This is a genomic window from Streptomyces xantholiticus (assembly GCF_014651015.1).
Taxonomy (GTDB): domain Bacteria; phylum Actinomycetota; class Actinomycetes; order Streptomycetales; family Streptomycetaceae; genus Streptomyces; species Streptomyces xantholiticus.
In genome coordinates this window covers 183,067-201,385 of the sequence record NZ_BMWB01000008.1, presented here as the reverse complement: position 1 = coordinate 201,385, position 18,319 = coordinate 183,067, and the positions used below count along the sequence as shown (strand labels likewise).

Genomic DNA, 18,319 nt, shown 5'->3' with positions numbered 1-18,319 from the left:
CATGGCATACGGTGTGAAGATTGCCAAGGGTGACGCGTACAAGCGCGCCGCCATCAAGCGCCGCCACATCCGCGTCCGCAAGCACGTCTCCGGTACGCCGGAGCGTCCGCGCCTGGTCGTGACGCGTTCCAACCGCCACATCGTGGCCCAGGTCATCGACGACATCGCGGGCCACACGCTCGCCTCGGCGTCGACCCTGGACACCTCGATCCGTGGTGGCGAGGGCGACAAGAGCGCCCAGGCCAAGCAGGTCGGTTCCCTGGTCGCCGAGCGCGCCAAGGCCGCCGGCGTCGAGGCCGTCGTGTTCGACCGTGGTGGCAACAGGTACGCCGGGCGCATTGCCGCTCTGGCTGACGCCGCCCGCGAGGCCGGGCTGAAGTTCTGAGCCCCGGTTCCGGGACTAACGGACGTAACAGAGAGAGGTAAATCCAATGGCTGGACCCCAGCGCCGCGGAAGCGGTGCCGGTGGCGGCGAGCGGCGGGACCGGAAGGGTCGCGACGGTGGCGCAGCTGCCGCCGAGAAGACCGCGTACGTTGAGCGCGTTGTCGCGATCAACCGCGTCGCCAAGGTTGTCAAGGGTGGTCGTCGCTTCAGCTTCACCGCGCTCGTCGTGGTGGGTGACGGTGACGGCACCGTAGGCGTCGGTTACGGCAAGGCCAAGGAGGTGCCGGCCGCCATCGCCAAGGGTGTTGAGGAGGCCAAGAAGCACTTCTTCAAGGTCCCCCGTATCCAGGGCACCATCCCGCACCCGATTCAGGGCGAGAAGGCTGCCGGCGTCGTTCTGCTCAAGCCGGCTTCCCCCGGTACCGGTGTTATCGCCGGTGGCCCGGTGCGCGCCGTGCTCGAGTGCGCGGGCGTGCACGACATCCTGTCGAAGTCGCTCGGCTCGGACAACGCGATCAACATCGTGCACGCGACCGTGGCGGCCCTCAAGGGCCTGCAGCGTCCCGAGGAGATCGCGGCTCGCCGTGGTCTGCCGCTCGAGGACGTCGCCCCCGCGGCTCTGCTGCGTGCGCGTGCGGGAGCGGGTGCGTAATGGCTCGCCTCAAGATCACGCAGACCAAGTCGTACATCGGCAGCAAGCAGAACCACCGTGACACCCTGCGTTCGCTCGGGCTCAAGCGCCTGAACGACGTGGTCGTCAAGGAGGACCGCCCCGAGTTCCGCGGAATGGTGCACACCGTCCGCCACCTCGTGACGGTCGAGGAGGTCGACTGACATGGCGGAGCAGAAGCCGCTGAAGGTCCACAACCTCCGTCCCGCCCCGGGCGCCAAGACCGCCAAGACCCGTGTGGGTCGTGGTGAGGCGTCGAAGGGTAAGACGGCCGGTCGTGGTACCAAGGGCACCAAGGCCCGTTACCAGGTTCCGGAGCGCTTCGAGGGCGGGCAGATGCCCCTCCACATGCGCCTCCCGAAGCTCAAGGGCTTCAAGAACCCGTTCCGCACCGAGTACCAGGTCGTCAACCTGGACAAGCTCGCGGCCCTGTACCCGCAGGGTGGTGAGGTCACCGTCGCCGACCTGGTCGGCAAGGGTGCCGTGCGCAAGAACAGCCTCGTCAAGGTCCTGGGCCAGGGCGAGATCTCCGTGGCGCTGCAGGTGACGGTCGACGCCGTCTCCGGCTCCGCCAAGGAGAAGATTGCCGCCGCCGGCGGCACCGTCACCGAGCTCGTCTGAGACGTCTCGATGGCTTGAACACCCGACCGGGGATGCCTTTCAAAAGGGGCATCCCCGGTTGGTCGTTCCTTGGCGGGCACGGTCGCCGGTAAGGTGTCGTGCGTTGTTAACTTCAGCCCGGTGTGCCTACTGGCAGGCCGTGCGGATTTTGCCTGATACGTATTCGTCGATCCTCAAGACCGTCACCTCTGACGCAGTAGCGCGGGGGTCGCAGGAGGCACCGTGCTCACCGCGTTCGCCCGGGCGTTCAAGACGCCCGACCTGCGCAAGAAGCTGCTCTTCACACTGGCCATCATCGTTCTGTACCGAATCGGGTCCCACATCCCGGTTCCAGGCGTCAGCTACCAGAACGTCCAGATCTGTGTCGACGCGGCCACGAAGGGCAACAACAGCCTGTTCGGGCTGGTGAACATGTTCAGCGGCGGAGCGCTGCTGCAGATCACCATCTTCGCGCTCGGCATCATGCCGTACATCACGGCGAGCATCATCCTGCAGCTGCTGACCGTGGTCATCCCGCGGCTGGAGGCTCTCAAGAAGGAGGGCCAGTCCGGCACCGCGAAGATCACCCAGTACACGCGGTACCTGACGGTGGCGCTGGCCGTCCTGCAGGGCACCGGTCTGGTCGCCACCGCCCGGAGCGGCGCCCTCTTCGCCAGCTGCCCGGTCGGCAACGAGATCGTGCCGGACCGCTCGATCTTCACCACGATCGTGATGGTCGTCACCATGACCGCCGGTACGGCCGCGGTCATGTGGCTCGGTGAGCTCATCACCGACCGTGGCATCGGCAACGGCATGTCGATCCTGATGTTCATCTCGATCGCCGCCGGCTTCCCGGGTGCTCTGTGGGCCATCAAGGAGAGCGGCAAGCTCGCGCAGGGCTGGATCGAGTTCGGCACGGTCATCCTGATCGGCTTCGTGATGGTGGCGCTGGTCGTCTTCGTTGAGCAGGCCCAGCGGCGCATCCCCGTGCAGTACGCGAAGCGCATGATCGGCCGCAGGTCGTACGGCGGTACGTCCACTTACATCCCGCTCAAGGTGAACCAGGCGGGTGTGATTCCCGTCATCTTCGCCTCGTCGCTGCTCTACATCCCGGCGCTCGTTGCGCAGTTCTCGAACTCGCAGTCGGCCTGGAAAACCTGGATCGAAGCCCACTTCGTCAAGGGTGACCACCCCTACTACATCGTCACGTACTTCCTCCTGATCGTGTTCTTCGCCTTCTTCTATGTGGCGATCTCGTTCAACCCCGAGGAAGTCGCGGACAACATGAAGAAGTATGGTGGCTTCATCCCGGGTATCCGGGCCGGTCGGCCTACTGCCGAGTACCTGAGCTACGTGCTCAACAGGATCACTTGGCCGGGCTCGCTGTACCTGGGTCTGATTGCTCTTGTTCCGACGATGGCGTTGGCAGGCTTCGGAGGCGCGAACCAGAACTTCCCGTTCGGCGGGACGAGCATCCTCATCATCGTGGGTGTGGGTCTGGAGACCGTGAAGCAGATCGAGAGCCAGCTCCAGCAGCGCAATTACGAAGGGTTCCTCCGCTGATGCGAATCGTCCTCGTCGGACCGCCCGGTGCCGGCAAGGGAACGCAGGCCGCGTTCCTCGCCAAGAACCTGTCGATCCCGCACATCTCCACGGGCGACCTCTTCCGCGCCAACATCTCCCAGGGCACGGAGCTGGGGAAGCAGGCCAAGGCGTACATGGACGCCGGCAACCTGGTCCCGGACGAGGTGACCATCGGGATGGCCAAGGACCGCATGTCCCAGCCGGACGCGGTACACGGCTTCCTGCTGGACGGCTTCCCGCGGAACGTGGGACAGGCGGAGGCGCTGGACGAGATGCTCTCCGGCGAGGGCGTCAAGCTGGACGCCGTCCTCGACCTGGAGGTCCCCGAGGACGAGGTCGTCAAGCGCATCGCCGGCCGGCGGGTGTGCCGCAACAACAGCGCGCATGTCTTCCATGTGACGTACACCCCGCCGAAGACCGAGGGTGTGTGCGACGAGTGCGGCGGCGACCTGTACCAGCGCGACGACGACTCCGAGGAGACCGTGCGCAAGCGGCTCGAGGTCTACCACACGCAGACCGAGCCCATCATCGACTACTACCGGGCCCAGAACCTCGTGGTCACCATCTCGGCGCTGGGCAAGGTCAGCGATGTGACCGGCCGCGCCATGGAGGCGCTGAAGGTGGACAGGGCCGCACAGGCCTGACCCCCGCCCGCAAGAGTCTGTGAGATACGGCCGCGGTGTCCTTCGGACGCCGCGGCCGTATCGTTGATTGACCCCCGAACCCCTTGTCCAGAAAGGCGCCCGCCGCAATGGTGCAGATCAAGACCCCCGAGCAGATCGCGAAGATGCGCGAGGCGGGACTGGTCGTCGCCGCCATCCACGAGGCGACCCGCAAGGCAGCGGTGCCGGGCGCCACGACCAAGGACCTCGACGAGGTCGCGCGCAAGGTGATCGCCGACCACGGTGCGAAGTCCAACTTCCTCGGCTACGGGGGCTTCCCCGCGACCATCTGCACCTCCGTCAACGAGGTTGTCGTCCACGGCATCCCCGACGACAAGACCGTCCTCAAGGACGGCGACATCATCTCCATCGACTGCGGAGCGATCGTCGACGGCTGGCACGGCGACGCCGCGTACACCGCGTTCGTGGGCAGCGGTCACGCTCCGGAGTTGATCGAGCTGTCCCGGGTGACCGAGGAGTCGATGTGGGCCGGCATCGCCGCGATGAAGAACGGCAACCGCCTCGTGGACATCTCCCGTGCCATCGAGACGTACATCCGCCGCCAGCCGCGTCCCGCGACCGGCAAGTACGGGATCATCGAGGACTACGGCGGCCACGGCATCGGGACCGAGATGCACATGGACCCCCATCTGCTGAACTACGTCTCGCGCAAGCGCGGCCGGGGGCCGAAGCTGGTGCCCGGCTTCTGCCTCGCGATCGAGCCGATGGTCTCGCTCGGCACACCACACACCGAGGTCCTGGCCGACAACTGGACCGTCATCACCACCGACGGCACCTGGTCCTCCCACTGGGAGCACTCCGTCGCGCTCACCGAGGAGGGCCCGCTGGTCCTCACGGCCCCCGACGGAGGCAGGGCGAAGCTCGCCGAGCTGGGTGTCACGGCAGCCCCGGACCCTCTCGCTTAACGATCTTCCTGGATGGGCAGACTTGGCGGATTCGTCTTTTGGATGCCCCTGACGTAGACTGATGCGTCGGCTCTCGTGTATCCGTGCGTCCGCATGCGGTGACCGGGAGTCGATCAAGGTAGCCGATTCGAAAGGCGAAGCGTGGCCAAGAAGCAAGGTGCCATCGAAATCGAGGGCACCGTGATCGAGTCCCTCCCGAACGCCATGTTCAAGGTGGAACTCCAGAACGGTCACAAGGTCCTCGCGCACATCTCCGGCAAGATGCGTATGCACTACATCCGCATCCTTCCGGACGACCGGGTCGTCGTGGAGCTCTCTCCGTACGACCTGACGCGTGGCCGGATCGTCTACCGGTACAAGTAGATCTTGTCGCACCCCCATGGCGGGGTGCCGACACTGACCCGGAGAACCTCACATCCCATGAAGGTCAAGCCGAGCGTCAAGAAGATCTGCGACAAGTGCAAGGTGATCCGCCGTCACGGCCGGGTCATGGTCATCTGCGACAACCTGCGCCACAAGCAGCGCCAGGGCTGACGCACGACCACCTGCACTCGCAGTTCATCGCGCGACGCAAGTAATCACGTACATACGCAGAGCCCGCCTGGCTATGGCTGGCGACACCTCCGGTGGAGGCCGGGGACCTGGTCCGTACCTCCCTCTCCTTGTCAAGGGGCGGCGGCCACGGAACGGCTCTGCGGAAGACCTCCGACTACATCAGGAGCCATGAATGGCACGCCTTGAAGGCGTTGACCTCCCGCGCGACAAGCGCATCGAGGTCGCCCTCACCTACGTTTTCGGCATCGGCCGCACCCGGTCCCAGGAGACCCTCGCCGCCACCGGTGTCGACCCGAACACCCGCGTTCGTGACCTCGCCGAAGAGGACCTGGTCAAGATCCGCGAGTACGTGGACGTCAACTTCCAGACCGAAGGTGACCTCCGCCGCGACATCCAGGCCAACATCCGCCGCAAGGTCGAGATCGGCTGCTACCAGGGTCTGCGTCACCGCCGTGGCCTGCCGGTCCACGGTCAGCGCACCAGCACGAACGCCCGCACCCGCAAGGGCCCGCGTCGCGCCATCGCCGGTAAGAAGAAGCCGGGCAAGAAGTAGTCCTCAGCCGGACGCTCATCAGCGGTCTTCGCTGTAGGACCGACCACCTCCCGTAGGAGTTAAGAGATGCCCCCCAAGGGACGTCAGGGCGCTGCCAAGAAGGTGCGCCGCAAGGAAAAGAAGAACGTCGCTCACGGCCACGCGCACATCAAGAGCACGTTCAACAACACGATCGTGTCCATCACGGACCCGACCGGCAACGTGATCTCCTGGGCCTCCGCCGGCCACGTCGGCTTCAAGGGCTCGCGCAAGTCCACCCCGTTCGCCGCGCAGATGGCTGCCGAGTCGGCCGCCCGCCGCGCGCAGGAGCACGGCATGCGCAAGGTCGACGTCTTCGTCAAGGGTCCCGGCTCCGGCCGTGAGACCGCGATCCGCTCCCTCCAGGCCACCGGCCTTGAGGTCGGCTCGATCCAGGACGTCACCCCCACGCCGCACAACGGCTGCCGTCCCCCCAAGCGCCGCCGCGTCTGACGCACTGCCGCTTGCTGCTTGACCAGGGTGTTCCGGGCGGTACGACCCTTTTGGGGCGTGCCGCCCGTACCCTGTATCAGAGGACGTCAAATAGCGGGCGTCCACGACTGAAGGAAACACACCATGCTGATCGCTCAGCGCCCCTCGCTGACCGAAGAGGTTGTCGACGAGTACCGCTCGCGGTTCGTCATCGAGCCCCTGGAGCCGGGCTTCGGCTACACGCTCGGCAACTCGCTTCGTCGTACGCTCCTCTCCTCGATCCCGGGTGCGGCCGTCACGTCCATCCGCATCGACGGTGTCCTGCACGAGTTCACCACCGTGCCGGGCGTCAAGGAGGACGTCACCGACCTCATCCTCAACATCAAGCAGCTGGTCGTCTCCTCGGAGCACGACGAGCCGGTCGTGATGTACCTGCGCAAGCAGGGTCCCGGCCTGGTCACCGCTGCTGACATCGCCCCGCCGGCCGGTGTCGAGGTGCACAACCCCGACCTGGTGCTCGCCACGCTGAACGGCAAGGGCAAGCTGGAGATGGAGCTGACCGTCGAGCGCGGTCGCGGCTACGTCTCCGCCGTGCAGAACAAGCAGGTGGGCCAGGAGATCGGCCGTATTCCGGTCGACTCCATCTACTCCCCGGTCCTCAAGGTCACCTACAAGGTCGAGGCGACCCGAGTCGAGCAGCGCACCGACTTCGACAAGCTGATCGTCGACGTCGAGACCAAGCAGGCCATGCGCCCGCGCGACGCCATGGCGTCCGCAGGTAAGACCCTGGTCGAGCTGTTCGGTCTGGCCCGCGAGCTCAACATCGACGCCGAGGGCATCGACATGGGCCCGTCCCCGACGGACGCCGCCCTCGCCGCCGACCTGGCGCTGCCGATCGAGGAGCTCGAGCTCACCGTTCGTTCGTACAACTGCCTCAAGCGTGAGGGCATCCACTCCGTGGGTGAGCTCGTGGCGCGCTCCGAGGCCGACCTGCTCGACATCCGCAACTTCGGTGCGAAGTCGATCGACGAGGTCAAGGCGAAGCTGGCCGGCATGGGCCTGGCCCTCAAGGACAGCCCGCCCGGATTCGACCCGACCGCCGCCGCCGACGCCTTCGGCGCGGACGACGACGCGGACGCCGGGTTCGTCGAGACCGAGCAGTACTGAGAAGGCTTGCGGGGAGCCCAGGCTCCCCGCACACCCTCCGGCGACCGCCAGGAGGGAACTGACACCGGTACCTGATACGGCCGGTGCAGATCACAAGGAGAAACCCCATGCCGCGTCCCACCAAGGGAGCCCGTTTCGGCGGTAGCGCCGCTCACGAGAAGCTGCTTCTCGCGAACCTGGCGAAGTCGCTGTTCGAGCACGGCCGCATCACCACGACCGAGGCCAAGGCCCGCCGCCTGCGTCCGGTCGCCGAGCGCCTGATCACCAAGGCGAAGAAGGGCGACATCCACAACCGTCGCCTGGTGCTGCAGACCATCACGGACAAGGGCATCGTGCACACGCTCTTCACCGAGATCGCTCCGCGCTACGCCGAGCGTCCGGGCGGCTACACCCGCATCACCAAGATCGGCAACCGTCGTGGCGACAACGCCCCGATGGCTGTGATCGAGCTGGTCGAGGGTGAGATCGCGAAGAAGGCGACCGTCGCCGAGGCCGAGGCCGCCACCAAGCGTGCGGTCAAGGAAGACGCCCTCAAGAAGGACGAGGCCGTCGAGGCCAAGTCCGAGGAGGCTCCGGCGGAGTCCGCCGAGGAGTCGAAGGACGCCTGAGCCTGATCCCAGGTTCGTCGAGCGGGCCCGTTCCCCATTCGGGGGCGGGCCCGTTCCGCGTGAGTTGAGAGGAGGGTCGCGTGAGCGACGAGGTGGAGCCCGGGCACGTCCGGGTACGGCTGGATCTTTCGTACGACGGCAAGGACTTCTCCGGCTGGGCCAAGCAGGCCGGCGGCCGGCGTACCGTCCAGGGCGAGATCGAGGACGCGCTGCGCACGGTGACGCGTTCGCGGACGACGTACGAGCTGACCGTCGCCGGACGCACGGACGCCGGTGTGCACGCGCGGGGTCAGGTCGCGCACGTGGACCTCCCCGAGGAGATCTGGGCCGAGCACCGTGACAAGCTGCTGAAGCGGCTCGCCGGACGCCTCTCGCGCGATGTGCGGATCTGGCAGGTGGCCGAGGCCCCCGCAGGGTTCAACGCGCGCTTCTCCGCGATCTGGCGGCGTTACGCGTACCGGGTCACGGACGATCCCGGCGGTGTCGACCCGCTGCTGCGCGGTCATGTGCTCTGGCACGACTGGCCGTTGGACGTGGCGGCGATGAACGAGGCCTCTGCCGGGCTGGTCGGGGAGCACGACTTCGCGGCGTACTGCAAGAAGCGCGACGGCGCGACGACCATCCGCACCCTGCAGCAGCTGTCCTGGCAGCGGGACGCGTCCGGAGTCGTCACCGCGACCGTGAAGGCCGACGCCTTCTGCCACAACATGGTGCGCTCGCTTGTCGGCGCGCTGCTGTTCGTGGGCGACGGGCACCGGCCGGTCCAGTGGCCCGCGCAGGTCCTGGCCGCGGGGGTGCGGGACTCGGCCGTCCATGTCGTACGGCCGCACGGGCTGACGCTGGAGGAGGTCGGCTACCCCGCCGACGAGTTGCTGGCCGCCCGTAACAAGGAGGCCCGTAACCGGCGTTCTCTGCCCTCGGCCCCGCTACTGGGCGGGTGCGGAGGCTGCGGCTGAGGCCTGCGCCTCACCGCGGCGCACGATCTGACGGAACGTGAACTCGCCGAGGTCGTCGCCCGTCTGGAAGGCCTTGGCGTCCTTCTCGGTGACGGACTTGGCCTTGGTGTAGCCGGTGGTCGTGAAGTAGGCATAGCGGCCGTACGCGTTGAAGGTGGAACGGCAGACCGGCCCGCCCTTGCAGAACGTGGGCACGCCCGCGCCCGGCAGCGGTACGACGCTGCCCGACGCCTGCTGCAGCGCCTTCCTGGCCTTGGCCGCGTTCTCGAAGGTGGCCACTGCGACCGTGACGGCGATGCCGTCGCTGCTGTAGGTGGCGCGGAAGACCTGCTCGCAGCCGTTGTTCTCGAGCGCGCCGGCCAGGGCGCCCTTGACGGCGGACGCGCAGTTCCCGGTCCGGGCCAGTGCCCCCTTGTCGTAGACGCGGTCGCCCATCGTCAGCTTCTTGCCGGGGAACAGGGTCTCGGCGCTCAGCGGCAGCGTGTCCTTCTTCCGGTCGGAGATGAAGTCCTTCGGGTCCGGCGGCGGCAGCGGGGCCACGGAGGAGAAGGAGGGCTCCGGGGCGGTGGTGTTCTGCGGCAGGTCAGGCGGCGCGGGGAGCTGACTGCTGTTCTTGTCCGAGGCGTTGTTGTCGCTGTCCTTGTTGGACGAGACGATCGCGGTCGCCACGGCGCCGGCGACGAGAGCGGTCGCGAGTGCGCCGCCGCCGACCATGAGCCAGCGCTTGCGGCGGGTACGGGCGGCGGAGGCTTCGGCGAGAGCGGCCCAGTCGGGGGTGCCGGCGTCACTGCCGGCACGGTTGCCGAACGGGTCGACGGAGTCCTGGCCGCCTGGCCCTTGGCCGTACCGGCCGTACTGGTTCTGCCCGTACTGGCCCTGGTTGTACGGGTTCTGGTCCTGTCCGCCGGAACCCCACTGAGGTCCCCCCTGCCCAAAGCTCATGCCGCGCATCCTAAACCTGTTGGGCGGGGGCGGTCGCTGCGGACAGAATCGGCCCATGGGACATGTAGAGGCCGCGCATCTCGAGTACTACCTTCCGGACGGGCGCCCGCTCCTCGCGGACGCGTCGTTCCGGGTGGGCGAGGGCGCGGTCGCGGCGCTGGTGGGGGCCAACGGCGCAGGCAAGACCACACTGCTGCGGCTGATCGCCGGGGAGATCCAGCCGCACGGCGGTTCGGTCACCGTCACGGGCGGGCTCGGAGTGATGCGGCAGTTCGTCGGCTCCATGGAGGCGCCTCCCGGGCCCGGAGGGCTACGGGGAAGTGACGAACGCACCGTCCGGGACCTGCTGGTGTCCGTCGCCCAGCCCAGGATCAGGGAGGCCGCCACCGCTGTCGACGCCGCCGAGCACGCGATCATGACCGTGGACGACGAGGCCGCGCAGATGCGGTACGCGCAGGCGCTGAGCGACTGGGCGGAGGCGCGCGGATACGAGGCGGAGACGCTGTGGGACATGTGCACCACGGCGGCGCTCGGGGTGCCGTACGAGAAGGCGCAGTGGCGGCAGGTGCGGACCCTGTCCGGCGGCGAGCAGAAGCGGCTGGTGCTGGAGGCGCTGCTGCGCGGCCCCGACGAGGTGCTGCTGCTCGACGAGCCGGACAACTACCTGGACGTGCCGGGCAAGCGGTGGCTCGAGGACCGGCTGAAGGAGACCCGTAAGACGGTGCTCTTCGTCTCCCACGACCGGGAGTTGCTGGCGCGGGCGGCGGAGCGGATCGTGGCGGTGGAGCCGGGGCCCGCCGGGTCGGACGTCTGGGTGCACGGCGGGGGCTTCGCCACGTTCCACGAGGCGCGGCGGGAACGGTTCGCGCGCTTCGAGGAGCTCAAGCGGCGCTGGGACGAGGAGCACGCCCGGCTGAAGGCGCTGGTCCTGCGGCTGAGGCAACAGGCGGCGAACAGCCCGGACATGGCGTCGCGGTACCGGGCGATGCAGACGCGCTTCAAGAAGTTCGAGGAGGCCGGCCCGCCGCCGGAGCCGCCGCGGGAGCAGGACATCAGAATGCGGCTGCGCGGCGGGCGGACGGGTGTGCGAGCGCTCACCTGCACCGGGCTGGAGCTCACCGGGCTGATGAAGCCGTTCTCCCTGGAGGTCTTCTACGGGGAGCGGGTCGCGGTACTGGGGTCCAACGGCTCGGGCAAGTCCCACTTCCTGCGGCTGCTCGCGGGAGAGGCCGTCGCGCACACGGGGCAGTGGAAGCTGGGGGCGCGTGTCGTCCCCGGGCACTTCGCGCAGACCCATGCGCACCCGGAGCTGCTGGGCCGCTCGCTGGTGGACATCCTGTGGACGGAGCACGCCAAGGACCGGGGCGGGGCGATGTCGGTGCTGCGGCGGTACGAGCTGGAGCGTCAGGGGGACCAGCCCTTCGAGAAGTTGTCGGGCGGACAGCAGGCGCGTTTCCAGATCCTGCTGCTGGAGCTGGCCGGGACGACGGCGCTGCTCCTGGACGAGCCGACGGACAACCTGGACCTGGAGTCGGCGGAGGCGCTGCAGGAAGGGCTCGAGTCCTACGAGGGAACGGTGCTGGCGGTCACGCACGACCGGTGGTTCGCGCGCGCCTTCGACCGGTACCTGGTGTTCGGCTCGGACGGGGTGGTGCGCGAGACGCCGGAGCCGGTGTGGGACGAACGCAGGGTGGAGCGGGCACGGTAGGGCCGCCCAGCTCTGTGGGAGCCTGAGTGGCCCTCGGCGGGGCGGCTGCCCCTTGGGCGGGGCTGCGTCCCGGCCCGGGGACTCGGGCCCCTCGCGACGCGCCGCCGGGGTGGAGCGGCTTCCCCCGGGCCCGGTGCAGCGCGCGGTCGGAGTGGGTAGGTTGAGCGGCAACGTGATCTCCGGGGGGCGGACATGCAGAGCGACGGTGTGGCGGATGCGGTCCGTCCCGGCCACAGGTTCGGGACGTTCACGGTGCTGGACGAGCTCGCCAGCGGAGGCATGGGCCGCATCTACCTCGCCCGTTCGCCCGGCGGTCGCACCGTCGCGGTGAAGACACTGATCACCGACAGCAAGGACGACCGCCGCCGTTTCGCCCGCGAGGTCGAGCTCGCCCAGCGCGTCCAGGGCGTCTTCACCGCGAGCGTCGTGGCGGCGGATGCGGCGGCCGCCGTGCCCTGGATGGCGACCGAATACGTCCCCGCCCCCTCCCTGCGCGACCTCGTGGAGAGCTGCGGGACGCTGGACGCGAGCGCGCTCCACTGGGTGGCGGCCGGGATGGCGGAGGCGCTGGTCTCCATCCACGCGGCAGGCCTCGTGCACAGGGACGTGAAGCCGTCGAACGTCCTCCTGCCGGTGGAGGGCCCGCGGGTGATCGACTTCGGGATCTCGCAGGCCCATGACGTCACCCGGACCCAGACCGCCCTCGGCACGGTCGCCTACGCCTCTCCCGAGCAGGCCCGCGGCGAGGCGACCACCCCCGCCTCGGACGTGTACTCGCTGGGAGCAACGCTGTTCTGCCTCGCCGTCGGCCGGGCTCCGTACCGAGATGGCGGCGCAGGTCCGGCCATGGAGCAGCTCGTCCGCGCGGCGACGGGCGACCTGGACGTGTCGGGACTGCCGGCCGAGCTGGAAGGGCTGGTGCTGCCGTGTCTGGCGCTGGACCCTGCGGACCGGCCGGCCCCCGCGGAGATCCTCGCGTACTGCGCGGACAGGCTGGGCGAGCGCCCGGACGCCCGCGGCGGCGAGGACTGGCTGAGCGGGGCGTGGATCGAGACGATCGAACGGTACCGCGAGCGGCGTGTGCGGGCGGTGGAGGCCGCCCGGCGGCGTATCGATCCGGACGCGGCGACGACGGCGGTGCCTGCGCCGGGCAGGACGTCCCGACTGAGGTCTCCGCTGCCCGCCGCCCCGCGGAGACGCCTGTGGTGGGCGACCGGCGCGGCCGTCGCCGTCGTCGCGCTCGCGGTCGTCCTGGTGGTACGCCCCTGGGACGCAGGTGCGGAGAATGCCGCTGCGGGGGTGCCGGACGAGCCCGTGCGCATCCTGGAGGTGGAGGACGAGTTCGAGGGCGTGTGCCTGATCGGCTCACCCGATCCCGGCGCGTGGCCGCCGCAGAGTCCCGCGCCCCCGGGACGGTCCTTCACCTCGGACGACCGTCAGAACTGTGTCGTCGTCTCGACGGCTCCCGGGATGACGGTCAACCGGTTCAAGGAGGTCGCCGCCTTCGAGGAGCGGGAGCCGGGGATGGAGGGCTGGTCCGTCCGCGTCGCCCTGAAGGACTCCGACCGTGCGGCGTTCGCCGAGCTGACGGGGAAGATCGCGGGACAGGAACTGCCACCGGAAGATCCGAAGTCCCGGCTGGCGTTCGTCCAGGGTGACAAGAGGCTGCTGGCCAGTTTCGTGATCGCGAGCAAGCTGGAGGGCGGTACTGCGATCATCGCCATGCGACTCGGTGAGAACGAGGCCCGGTTCCTGGCCGAGGCGCTGGGAGCGCCCTGACGTCTCCGCCCGCACTGCCGTCTTTGCCCGTTCTGGGCCTGCGGACCCTCATGCCCCCTCGGCCCACCCGCGCCCGCGGTTTTGACCCGTGCGGGGCCTCACGGGTATTCTGCTGGTTCGTTATGCGTATTGGCTTGCTCTATCTCACGTGAGGGGCCCTTACGCCGGTTCACCGGGCCGATGACCAGCGGCAGGTGCACGGGTTGCGTCCCCGTGTGCCGCCAGGGCTGTCGTGATCGTCCGGGTGGCCTTGTCAGGACCACACTCACTGAAGAAGCGAAGGCTACGACCGTGCGTACGTACAGCCCCAAGCCCGGCGATGTGACGCGCCAGTGGCACATCATCGACGCGCAGGACATCGTCCTGGGCCGTCTGGCGACCACCGCCGCTACCCTTCTGAGGGGCAAGCACAAGCCGATCTATGCGCCGCACGTTGACGCTGGTGACTTCGTCATCATCATCAACGCCGAGAAGGTGCACCTTTCCGGCAACAAGCGGACCCAGAAGATGGCGTACCGCCACTCCGGCTACCCGGGTGGTCTGCGTTCCATCCGTTACGACGAGCTGCTCGCGAAGAGCCCCGAGAAGGCCATCGAGAAGGCCGTCAAGGGCATGCTCCCCAAGAACACCCTGGGCCGTCAGATGCTCTCGAAGCTGAAGGTCTACGCGGGCGAGAACCACCCGCACGCTGCCCAGCAGCCGGTCCCGTTCGAGATCACCCAGGTCGCGCAGTAAGTCCGGCCACCCCCTAAGACGAAAAGAATCTGAGGAGAATCGTGGCTGAGACCACCGCCGAGACCCCGCTCGAAGAGGTTGACGTCGAGCAGTACACCACCGAGACCGAGGTTCCGGTCGAGGGCGAGTACACCACCGAGTCCATGGCGTCCCGCTTCGGCGACCCGCAGCCGGCCGCCGGCCTGGGCCGTCGCAAGAACGCCATCGCCCGCGTCCGGATCGTCCCGGGCTCCGGCAAGTGGAAGATCAACGGTCGCACCCTCGAGGACTACTTCCCGAACAAGGTGCACCAGCAGGAAGTCAACGAGCCCTTCAAGGTGCTCGAGCTCGACAACCGCTACGACGTCATCGCCCGTATCTCGGGTGGCGGCGTCTCCGGCCAGGCCGGCGCCCTGCGCCTCGGCGTGGCCCGTGCGCTGAACGAGGCGGACGTGGACAACAACCGCGGCGCGCTCAAGAAGGCCGGCTTCCTCTCCCGCGACGACCGTGCGGTCGAGCGCAAGAAGGCCGGTCTCAAGAAGGCCCGTAAGGCCCCGCAGTACAGCAAGCGCTAAATCGCACGCTGGCCTGCAGACACCTGTACGGCTTCTCGTTCGCCCCGGCGGCACTCCGTGCTGCCGGGGCGTTCGTCTATCGACCGCCTCGGGCGTACTACGGTTCGAGCATTCAGGATTCTCGGAGGACAACAGTGGGACGACTCTTCGGTACGGACGGGGTACGCGGCGTCGCCAACGCCGATCTGACGGCGGAGCTCGCGCTCGGCCTGTCGGTCGCCGCGGCGCATGTGCTCGCCGAGGCGGGCACCTTCGCGGGCCATCGCCCGACCGCGGTGGTCGGCCGCGACCCCCGCGCATCCGGAGAGTTCCTGGAGGCCGCCGTCGTGGCGGGACTCGCGAGCGCGGGCGTCGACGTGCTGCGCGTCGGTGTGCTGCCGACCCCGGCGGTGGCGTACCTCACCGGTGCGCTCGGCGCCGACCTCGGTGTGATGCTGTCCGCCAGCCACAACGCCATGCCGGACAACGGCATCAAGTTCTTCGCCCGCGGCGGCCACAAGCTGGCCGACGAGCTCGAGGACCGTATCGAGCAGGTCTACGAGCAGCACCGGACCGGAGAGCCCTGGGACCGGCCGACGGGCGCGGGCGTGGGCCGGGTGACGGACTACGACGAGGGCTTCGACAAGTACGTCGCCCACCTCATCGCCGCACTGCCGCACCGCCTCGACGGTCTGAAGGTCGTCCTCGACGAGGCGAACGGTGCCGCTTCCCGCGTCTCGCCGGAGGCGTTCGCCCGCGCCGGGGCCGAGATCGTGACGATCGGCGCCGAGCCGGACGGCCTCAACATCAACGACGGCTGCGGCTCGACGCACCTGGACCTGCTGAAGGCGGCCGTCGTCGAGCACGGCGCCGATCTCGGCATCGCGCACGACGGAGACGCGGACCGCTGCCTCGCGGTGGACGCGCTGGGCAACGAGGTCGACGGCGACCAGATCCTCGCCGTGCTGGCGCTCGCGATGCGCGAGGCGGGGACGCTGCGCGGCGACACCGTCGTCGCCACGGTCATGTCCAACCTGGGCTTCAAGCTCGCGATGGAGCGAGAAGGCCTCGAGCTGGTGCAGACGGCGGTCGGCGACCGTTATGTCCTGGAGGCCATGAAGGCCGCCGGCTTCGGGCTCGGCGGCGAGCAGTCCGGCCATGTGATCGTGCTCGACCACGCCACGACCGGCGACGGCACGCTGACCGGCCTGATGCTGGCCTCCCGTGTCGCGGCGACCGGCCGTTCGCTGGCCGAGCTGGCCGCGGTGATGGAGCGCCTGCCGCAGGTGCTCATCAATGTGCCGGACGTCGACAAGTCGCGGGTGGAGACCTCCGCGGAGCTGTCGCACGCGGTGAGCGAGGCGGAGCGCGAGCTCGGCTCGACCGGCCGGGTGCTGCTGCGTCCCTCGGGCACGGAGCCGCTGGTGCGGGTCATGGTCGAGGCGGCGGACATCGAGCAGGCGCGCAGTGTCGCGGGGCGGCTGGCCGACGTGGTCAAGTCCGCCCTCGGCTAGGGTCCTTCGTTCGAGACCGACGGTGCGGGGGGGCTCGTACGGCTACGTACGGGCCCCTTCCGTGTCCTGCGCCAGAAGAACTTCTGCGCGAGCAGCGTCAGCGTGCCGGCCACGACGATGCCCAGCAGGTTCAGCAGCAGCTGCTCGGTGGAACCCAAGGCCTGCGCGTACGAGCCGTAGCTGAAGGCGACGGCCGCGTTCGCCGCCGCGGGGACCGTGGTGACGGAGATCGCGACGCCGACAAGGGCGCCCGACTTCGACGAGGTCAGCGACAGCGTTCCGGCCGCGCCGGCCAGCAGGGCCACGACGAAGGAGAACCAGTCCGGGTTGTAGATGAAGTTGGTGTTGGGGCGTTCGGCCTGCAACTTCGTCTCCTGGAAGAGGCCCACCGCGTCCATGAAGTAGCTGAAGCCCACGGTCAGCACCATCGCCGCCGCGAACCCGGCGATCAGCGCCACGAACGACCGCAGCGCCAGCCGCGGCGCACGTTGCACGAGGGCCGTGCAGATGCCCGCGAGCGGGCCGAACTCGGGACCGACCGCCATCGCGCCCACAATCAGGATCGCGTTGTCCAGCACCACACCGCAGGCCGCGATCATCGTCGCCAGCGTGAGGAACGCCAGGTATGTGACGCTGAGCGTCGACTCCTCGTGCGTCGCGCCGGCCAGCTGGGACCAGAGCACAGCGTCCGCGCCCTCGCCGGGGGCGTCCGTCTCGGCCGTCTCGGCGCGCTGCGAGAGCGAGAGGTCGATGTTCTCGACGGCGATGGAGCCGGAGCGGTCGATGCCGAGGTCGCACAGTCCCTCGAGCACCTCGTCGCCCGCCTCGCGGGCCACGTCGATCAGCACCAGGTCGCCCTCGGGGTCTCGGGCGGCGCCGGGGACGACGGCGAGGTGCGTCGTGCCGACGGTCTTTTCGAGCAGGGCGACGACCTCCGCAGTGCGGTCGGCCGGGGTGATCAGACGCAGATGCAGCACGCCGCGGTCTCCTAGAGCTTGCGCAGTGACAGCCGCTGCACCTTGTGGTCAGGGCCCTTGCGCAGCACCAGTGTGGCCCGGCCGCGTGTGGGCGCCACGTTCTCCAGCAGATTGGGCTTGTTGACGGTGCGCCACATGGTGCGCGCGTAGTCCAGTGCCTCCTCCTCGGAGACCTGGGTGTACTTCCTGAAGTAGGAGCAGGGGTCCTGGAAGGCCGTCTCCCGCAGCTTGCGGAACCGGTTGAGGTACCAGGTCTCGATGTCCTCCGCGCGGGCGTCGACGTACACGCTGAAGTCGAAGTAGTCGGCGAGGCCGACCCGGGTCCGGCCGTCCTTGCCGGGCAGCGCCGGCTGCAGGACGTTGAGCCCCTCGACGATCAGGATGTCCGGGCGGCGCACGGTCAGGCGCTCGTCCGGGACGATGTCGTAGATCAGGTGGGAGTAGACGGGGGCGGTGACCTCGTCCTTGCCGGCCTTGATGTCGGCCACGAAACGGGTCAGCGCCCGGCGGTCGTACGACTCGGGGAAGCCCTTGCGCGACATCAGCCCGCGGGCCTGCAGCTCCTTCATGGGCAGCAGGAACCCGTCGGTGGTCACCCGCTCGACACGCGGATGCTCCGGCCAGCGGGCGAGCAGCGCCTGGAGAAGCCGGGCGACGGTCGACTTGCCGACGGCGACGGAGCCGGCGACCCCTATGACGAAGGGCGTGCCGCGCTGCGCGCCGTGGCCGTTCCCCGCGTCGCCGAGGAACGTGTTGAGGGCGCCACGCAGCCCGGCGGTGGCCTGGACGTACAGGTTCAGCAGCCGGGACAGCGGCAGATAGACGTCCCTGACCTCGTCGAGGTCGATGACGTCGCCGAGCCCGCGCAGCTGCTCGACCTCTTCGGCGCTGAGGGGCAGCGGTGTTTTCTCGCGCAGGGCGCTCCATTCCGCGCGGGTGAGGTCGACGTACGGCGTCGACGCATGCTCGGCCCGGCGGAGGGCGCTTCGTGGCGGCGAAGTGATCACAGGCCCAT

Annotated in this window: 22 protein-coding genes; 19 read left to right on the top strand and 3 right to left on the bottom strand. The window is 68.8% G+C overall.

All coding sequences use genetic code 11. From position 1 onward, the window contains the following. Position 1: 1 nt before the first annotated feature. From rplR to truA, 14 genes are all read left to right on the top strand, one after another. Positions 2–385, top strand: coding sequence for a 50S ribosomal protein L18 (gene rplR, locus IE198_RS15530; protein ID WP_100108608.1), 384 nt, complete (start codon positions 2–4; stop codon positions 383–385). A gap of 46 nt (positions 386–431) precedes the next feature. Then, on the top strand, positions 432–1,037 hold the full coding sequence (rpsE, locus tag IE198_RS15525; protein WP_005313527.1) for a 30S ribosomal protein S5: 606 nt from the start codon (positions 432–434) through the stop codon (positions 1,035–1,037). Beyond that, the gene (gene rpmD, locus IE198_RS15520) at positions 1,037–1,219 is read left to right on the top strand and encodes a 50S ribosomal protein L30 (RefSeq protein WP_005313525.1); all 183 of its coding nucleotides are present in this window, start codon (positions 1,037–1,039) and stop codon (positions 1,217–1,219) included. Before rpsE ends, rpmD begins: the two co-directional genes overlap by 1 nt. A gap of 1 nt (position 1,220) precedes the next feature. Next, a complete protein-coding gene (rplO, locus tag IE198_RS15515) occupies positions 1,221–1,676 on the top strand; it encodes a 50S ribosomal protein L15 (RefSeq protein ID WP_189886865.1) in 456 nt (151 codons plus the stop codon). A gap of 222 nt (positions 1,677–1,898) precedes the next feature. Next, the gene (gene secY / locus IE198_RS15510; protein ID WP_100108610.1) at positions 1,899–3,218 is read left to right on the top strand and encodes a preprotein translocase subunit SecY; all 1,320 of its coding nucleotides are present in this window, start codon (positions 1,899–1,901) and stop codon (positions 3,216–3,218) included. Continuing rightward, complete coding sequence (locus IE198_RS15505) at positions 3,218–3,883, top strand: adenylate kinase (RefSeq protein WP_189886863.1); 666 nt, start codon at positions 3,218–3,220, stop codon at positions 3,881–3,883. The genes secY and IE198_RS15505 overlap by 1 nt, the downstream gene beginning before the upstream one ends. Before the next feature lie 107 nt (positions 3,884–3,990). Further along, positions 3,991–4,827, top strand: coding sequence for a type I methionyl aminopeptidase (gene map / locus IE198_RS15500; protein WP_189886861.1), 837 nt, complete (start codon positions 3,991–3,993; stop codon positions 4,825–4,827). A gap of 141 nt (positions 4,828–4,968) precedes the next feature. Then, positions 4,969–5,190 carry a translation initiation factor IF-1 gene (infA, locus tag IE198_RS15495; RefSeq protein WP_003956442.1) on the top strand — a complete coding sequence of 74 codons (222 nt, stop codon included), beginning with the start codon at positions 4,969–4,971 and terminating at the stop codon, positions 5,188–5,190. Between the two features lie 57 nt (positions 5,191–5,247). After that, a complete protein-coding gene (gene rpmJ, locus IE198_RS15490) occupies positions 5,248–5,361 on the top strand; it encodes a 50S ribosomal protein L36 (protein WP_003956441.1) in 114 nt (37 codons plus the stop codon). 193 nt (positions 5,362–5,554) lie between these two features. Beyond that, entirely contained in the window at positions 5,555–5,935 is a 381-nt protein-coding gene (rpsM, locus tag IE198_RS15485; RefSeq protein WP_018847488.1) for a 30S ribosomal protein S13, read from the top strand. Positions 5,936–6,001: 66 nt separating this feature from the next. Further along, the gene (rpsK, locus tag IE198_RS15480) at positions 6,002–6,406 is read left to right on the top strand and encodes a 30S ribosomal protein S11 (RefSeq protein ID WP_003948617.1); all 405 of its coding nucleotides are present in this window, start codon (positions 6,002–6,004) and stop codon (positions 6,404–6,406) included. A gap of 123 nt (positions 6,407–6,529) precedes the next feature. Further along, entirely contained in the window at positions 6,530–7,552 is a 1,023-nt protein-coding gene (locus IE198_RS15475) for a DNA-directed RNA polymerase subunit alpha (protein ID WP_003956430.1), read from the top strand. Between the two features lie 107 nt (positions 7,553–7,659). Continuing rightward, the gene (gene rplQ / locus IE198_RS15470) at positions 7,660–8,160 is read left to right on the top strand and encodes a 50S ribosomal protein L17 (protein WP_189886859.1); all 501 of its coding nucleotides are present in this window, start codon (positions 7,660–7,662) and stop codon (positions 8,158–8,160) included. Positions 8,161–8,240: 80 nt separating this feature from the next. After that, positions 8,241–9,116 carry a tRNA pseudouridine(38-40) synthase TruA gene (gene truA / locus IE198_RS15465; protein WP_189886857.1) on the top strand — a complete coding sequence of 292 codons (876 nt, stop codon included), beginning with the start codon at positions 8,241–8,243 and terminating at the stop codon, positions 9,114–9,116. Here truA and IE198_RS15460 read toward each other — a convergent pair. Continuing rightward, positions 9,087–10,058, bottom strand: a complete 972-nt coding sequence (locus IE198_RS15460; protein ID WP_189886855.1) for a hypothetical protein — start codon at positions 10,056–10,058, stop codon at positions 9,087–9,089. The two genes, truA and IE198_RS15460, sit on opposite strands and share 30 nt — an antisense overlap. 55 nt (positions 10,059–10,113) lie before the next feature. Between IE198_RS15460 and IE198_RS15455 the strand changes: the two genes are divergently transcribed. From IE198_RS15455 to glmM, 5 genes are all read left to right on the top strand, one after another. Further along, complete coding sequence (locus IE198_RS15455) at positions 10,114–11,766, top strand: ABC-F family ATP-binding cassette domain-containing protein (RefSeq protein ID WP_189886853.1); 1,653 nt, start codon at positions 10,114–10,116, stop codon at positions 11,764–11,766. Positions 11,767–11,958: 192 nt separating this feature from the next. Next, on the top strand, positions 11,959–13,545 hold the full coding sequence (locus IE198_RS15450; RefSeq protein ID WP_189886852.1) for a serine/threonine protein kinase: 1,587 nt from the start codon (positions 11,959–11,961) through the stop codon (positions 13,543–13,545). Positions 13,546–13,836: 291 nt separating this feature from the next. Further along, a complete protein-coding gene (rplM, locus tag IE198_RS15445) occupies positions 13,837–14,280 on the top strand; it encodes a 50S ribosomal protein L13 (RefSeq protein ID WP_100108616.1) in 444 nt (147 codons plus the stop codon). A 41-nt stretch (positions 14,281–14,321) separates the two neighbouring features. After that, positions 14,322–14,834 carry a 30S ribosomal protein S9 gene (gene rpsI / locus IE198_RS15440; protein WP_189886850.1) on the top strand — a complete coding sequence of 171 codons (513 nt, stop codon included), beginning with the start codon at positions 14,322–14,324 and terminating at the stop codon, positions 14,832–14,834. 134 nt (positions 14,835–14,968) lie between these two features. Then, entirely contained in the window at positions 14,969–16,327 is a 1,359-nt protein-coding gene (glmM, locus tag IE198_RS15435) for a phosphoglucosamine mutase (RefSeq protein ID WP_189886848.1), read from the top strand. Here the strand turns inward: glmM and IE198_RS15430 are convergent. Continuing rightward, positions 16,324–17,304: a DUF389 domain-containing protein gene (locus IE198_RS15430; RefSeq protein WP_189886846.1), complete on the bottom strand. Its 981-nt coding sequence runs from the start codon at positions 17,302–17,304 to the stop codon at positions 16,324–16,326. The two genes, glmM and IE198_RS15430, sit on opposite strands and share 4 nt — an antisense overlap. Before the next feature lie 11 nt (positions 17,305–17,315). Further along, complete coding sequence (gene coaA, locus IE198_RS15425; RefSeq protein WP_189886844.1) at positions 17,316–18,311, bottom strand: type I pantothenate kinase; 996 nt, start codon at positions 18,309–18,311, stop codon at positions 17,316–17,318. Positions 18,312–18,319: the final 8 nt, after the last annotated feature.

Coding starts and splice junctions, on each gene's coding strand:
- rplR (WP_100108608.1), top strand. CDS start 2: ATGGCATACGGTGTGAAGATTGCCAAGGGTGACGCGTACAAGCGCGCC.
- rpsE (WP_005313527.1), top strand. CDS start 432: ATGGCTGGACCCCAGCGCCGCGGAAGCGGTGCCGGTGGCGGCGAGCGG.
- rpmD (WP_005313525.1), top strand. CDS start 1,037: ATGGCTCGCCTCAAGATCACGCAGACCAAGTCGTACATCGGCAGCAAG.
- rplO (WP_189886865.1), top strand. CDS start 1,221: ATGGCGGAGCAGAAGCCGCTGAAGGTCCACAACCTCCGTCCCGCCCCG.
- IE198_RS15505 (WP_189886863.1), top strand. CDS start 3,218: ATGCGAATCGTCCTCGTCGGACCGCCCGGTGCCGGCAAGGGAACGCAG.
- map (WP_189886861.1), top strand. CDS start 3,991: ATGGTGCAGATCAAGACCCCCGAGCAGATCGCGAAGATGCGCGAGGCG.
- rpmJ (WP_003956441.1), top strand. CDS start 5,248: ATGAAGGTCAAGCCGAGCGTCAAGAAGATCTGCGACAAGTGCAAGGTG.
- rpsM (WP_018847488.1), top strand. CDS start 5,555: ATGGCACGCCTTGAAGGCGTTGACCTCCCGCGCGACAAGCGCATCGAG.
- rpsK (WP_003948617.1), top strand. CDS start 6,002: ATGCCCCCCAAGGGACGTCAGGGCGCTGCCAAGAAGGTGCGCCGCAAG.
- IE198_RS15475 (WP_003956430.1), top strand. CDS start 6,530: ATGCTGATCGCTCAGCGCCCCTCGCTGACCGAAGAGGTTGTCGACGAG.
- rplQ (WP_189886859.1), top strand. CDS start 7,660: ATGCCGCGTCCCACCAAGGGAGCCCGTTTCGGCGGTAGCGCCGCTCAC.
- IE198_RS15460 (WP_189886855.1), bottom strand. CDS start 10,058: ATGAGCTTTGGGCAGGGGGGACCTCAGTGGGGTTCCGGCGGACAGGAC.
- IE198_RS15455 (WP_189886853.1), top strand. CDS start 10,114: ATGGGACATGTAGAGGCCGCGCATCTCGAGTACTACCTTCCGGACGGG.
- IE198_RS15450 (WP_189886852.1), top strand. CDS start 11,959: ATGCAGAGCGACGGTGTGGCGGATGCGGTCCGTCCCGGCCACAGGTTC.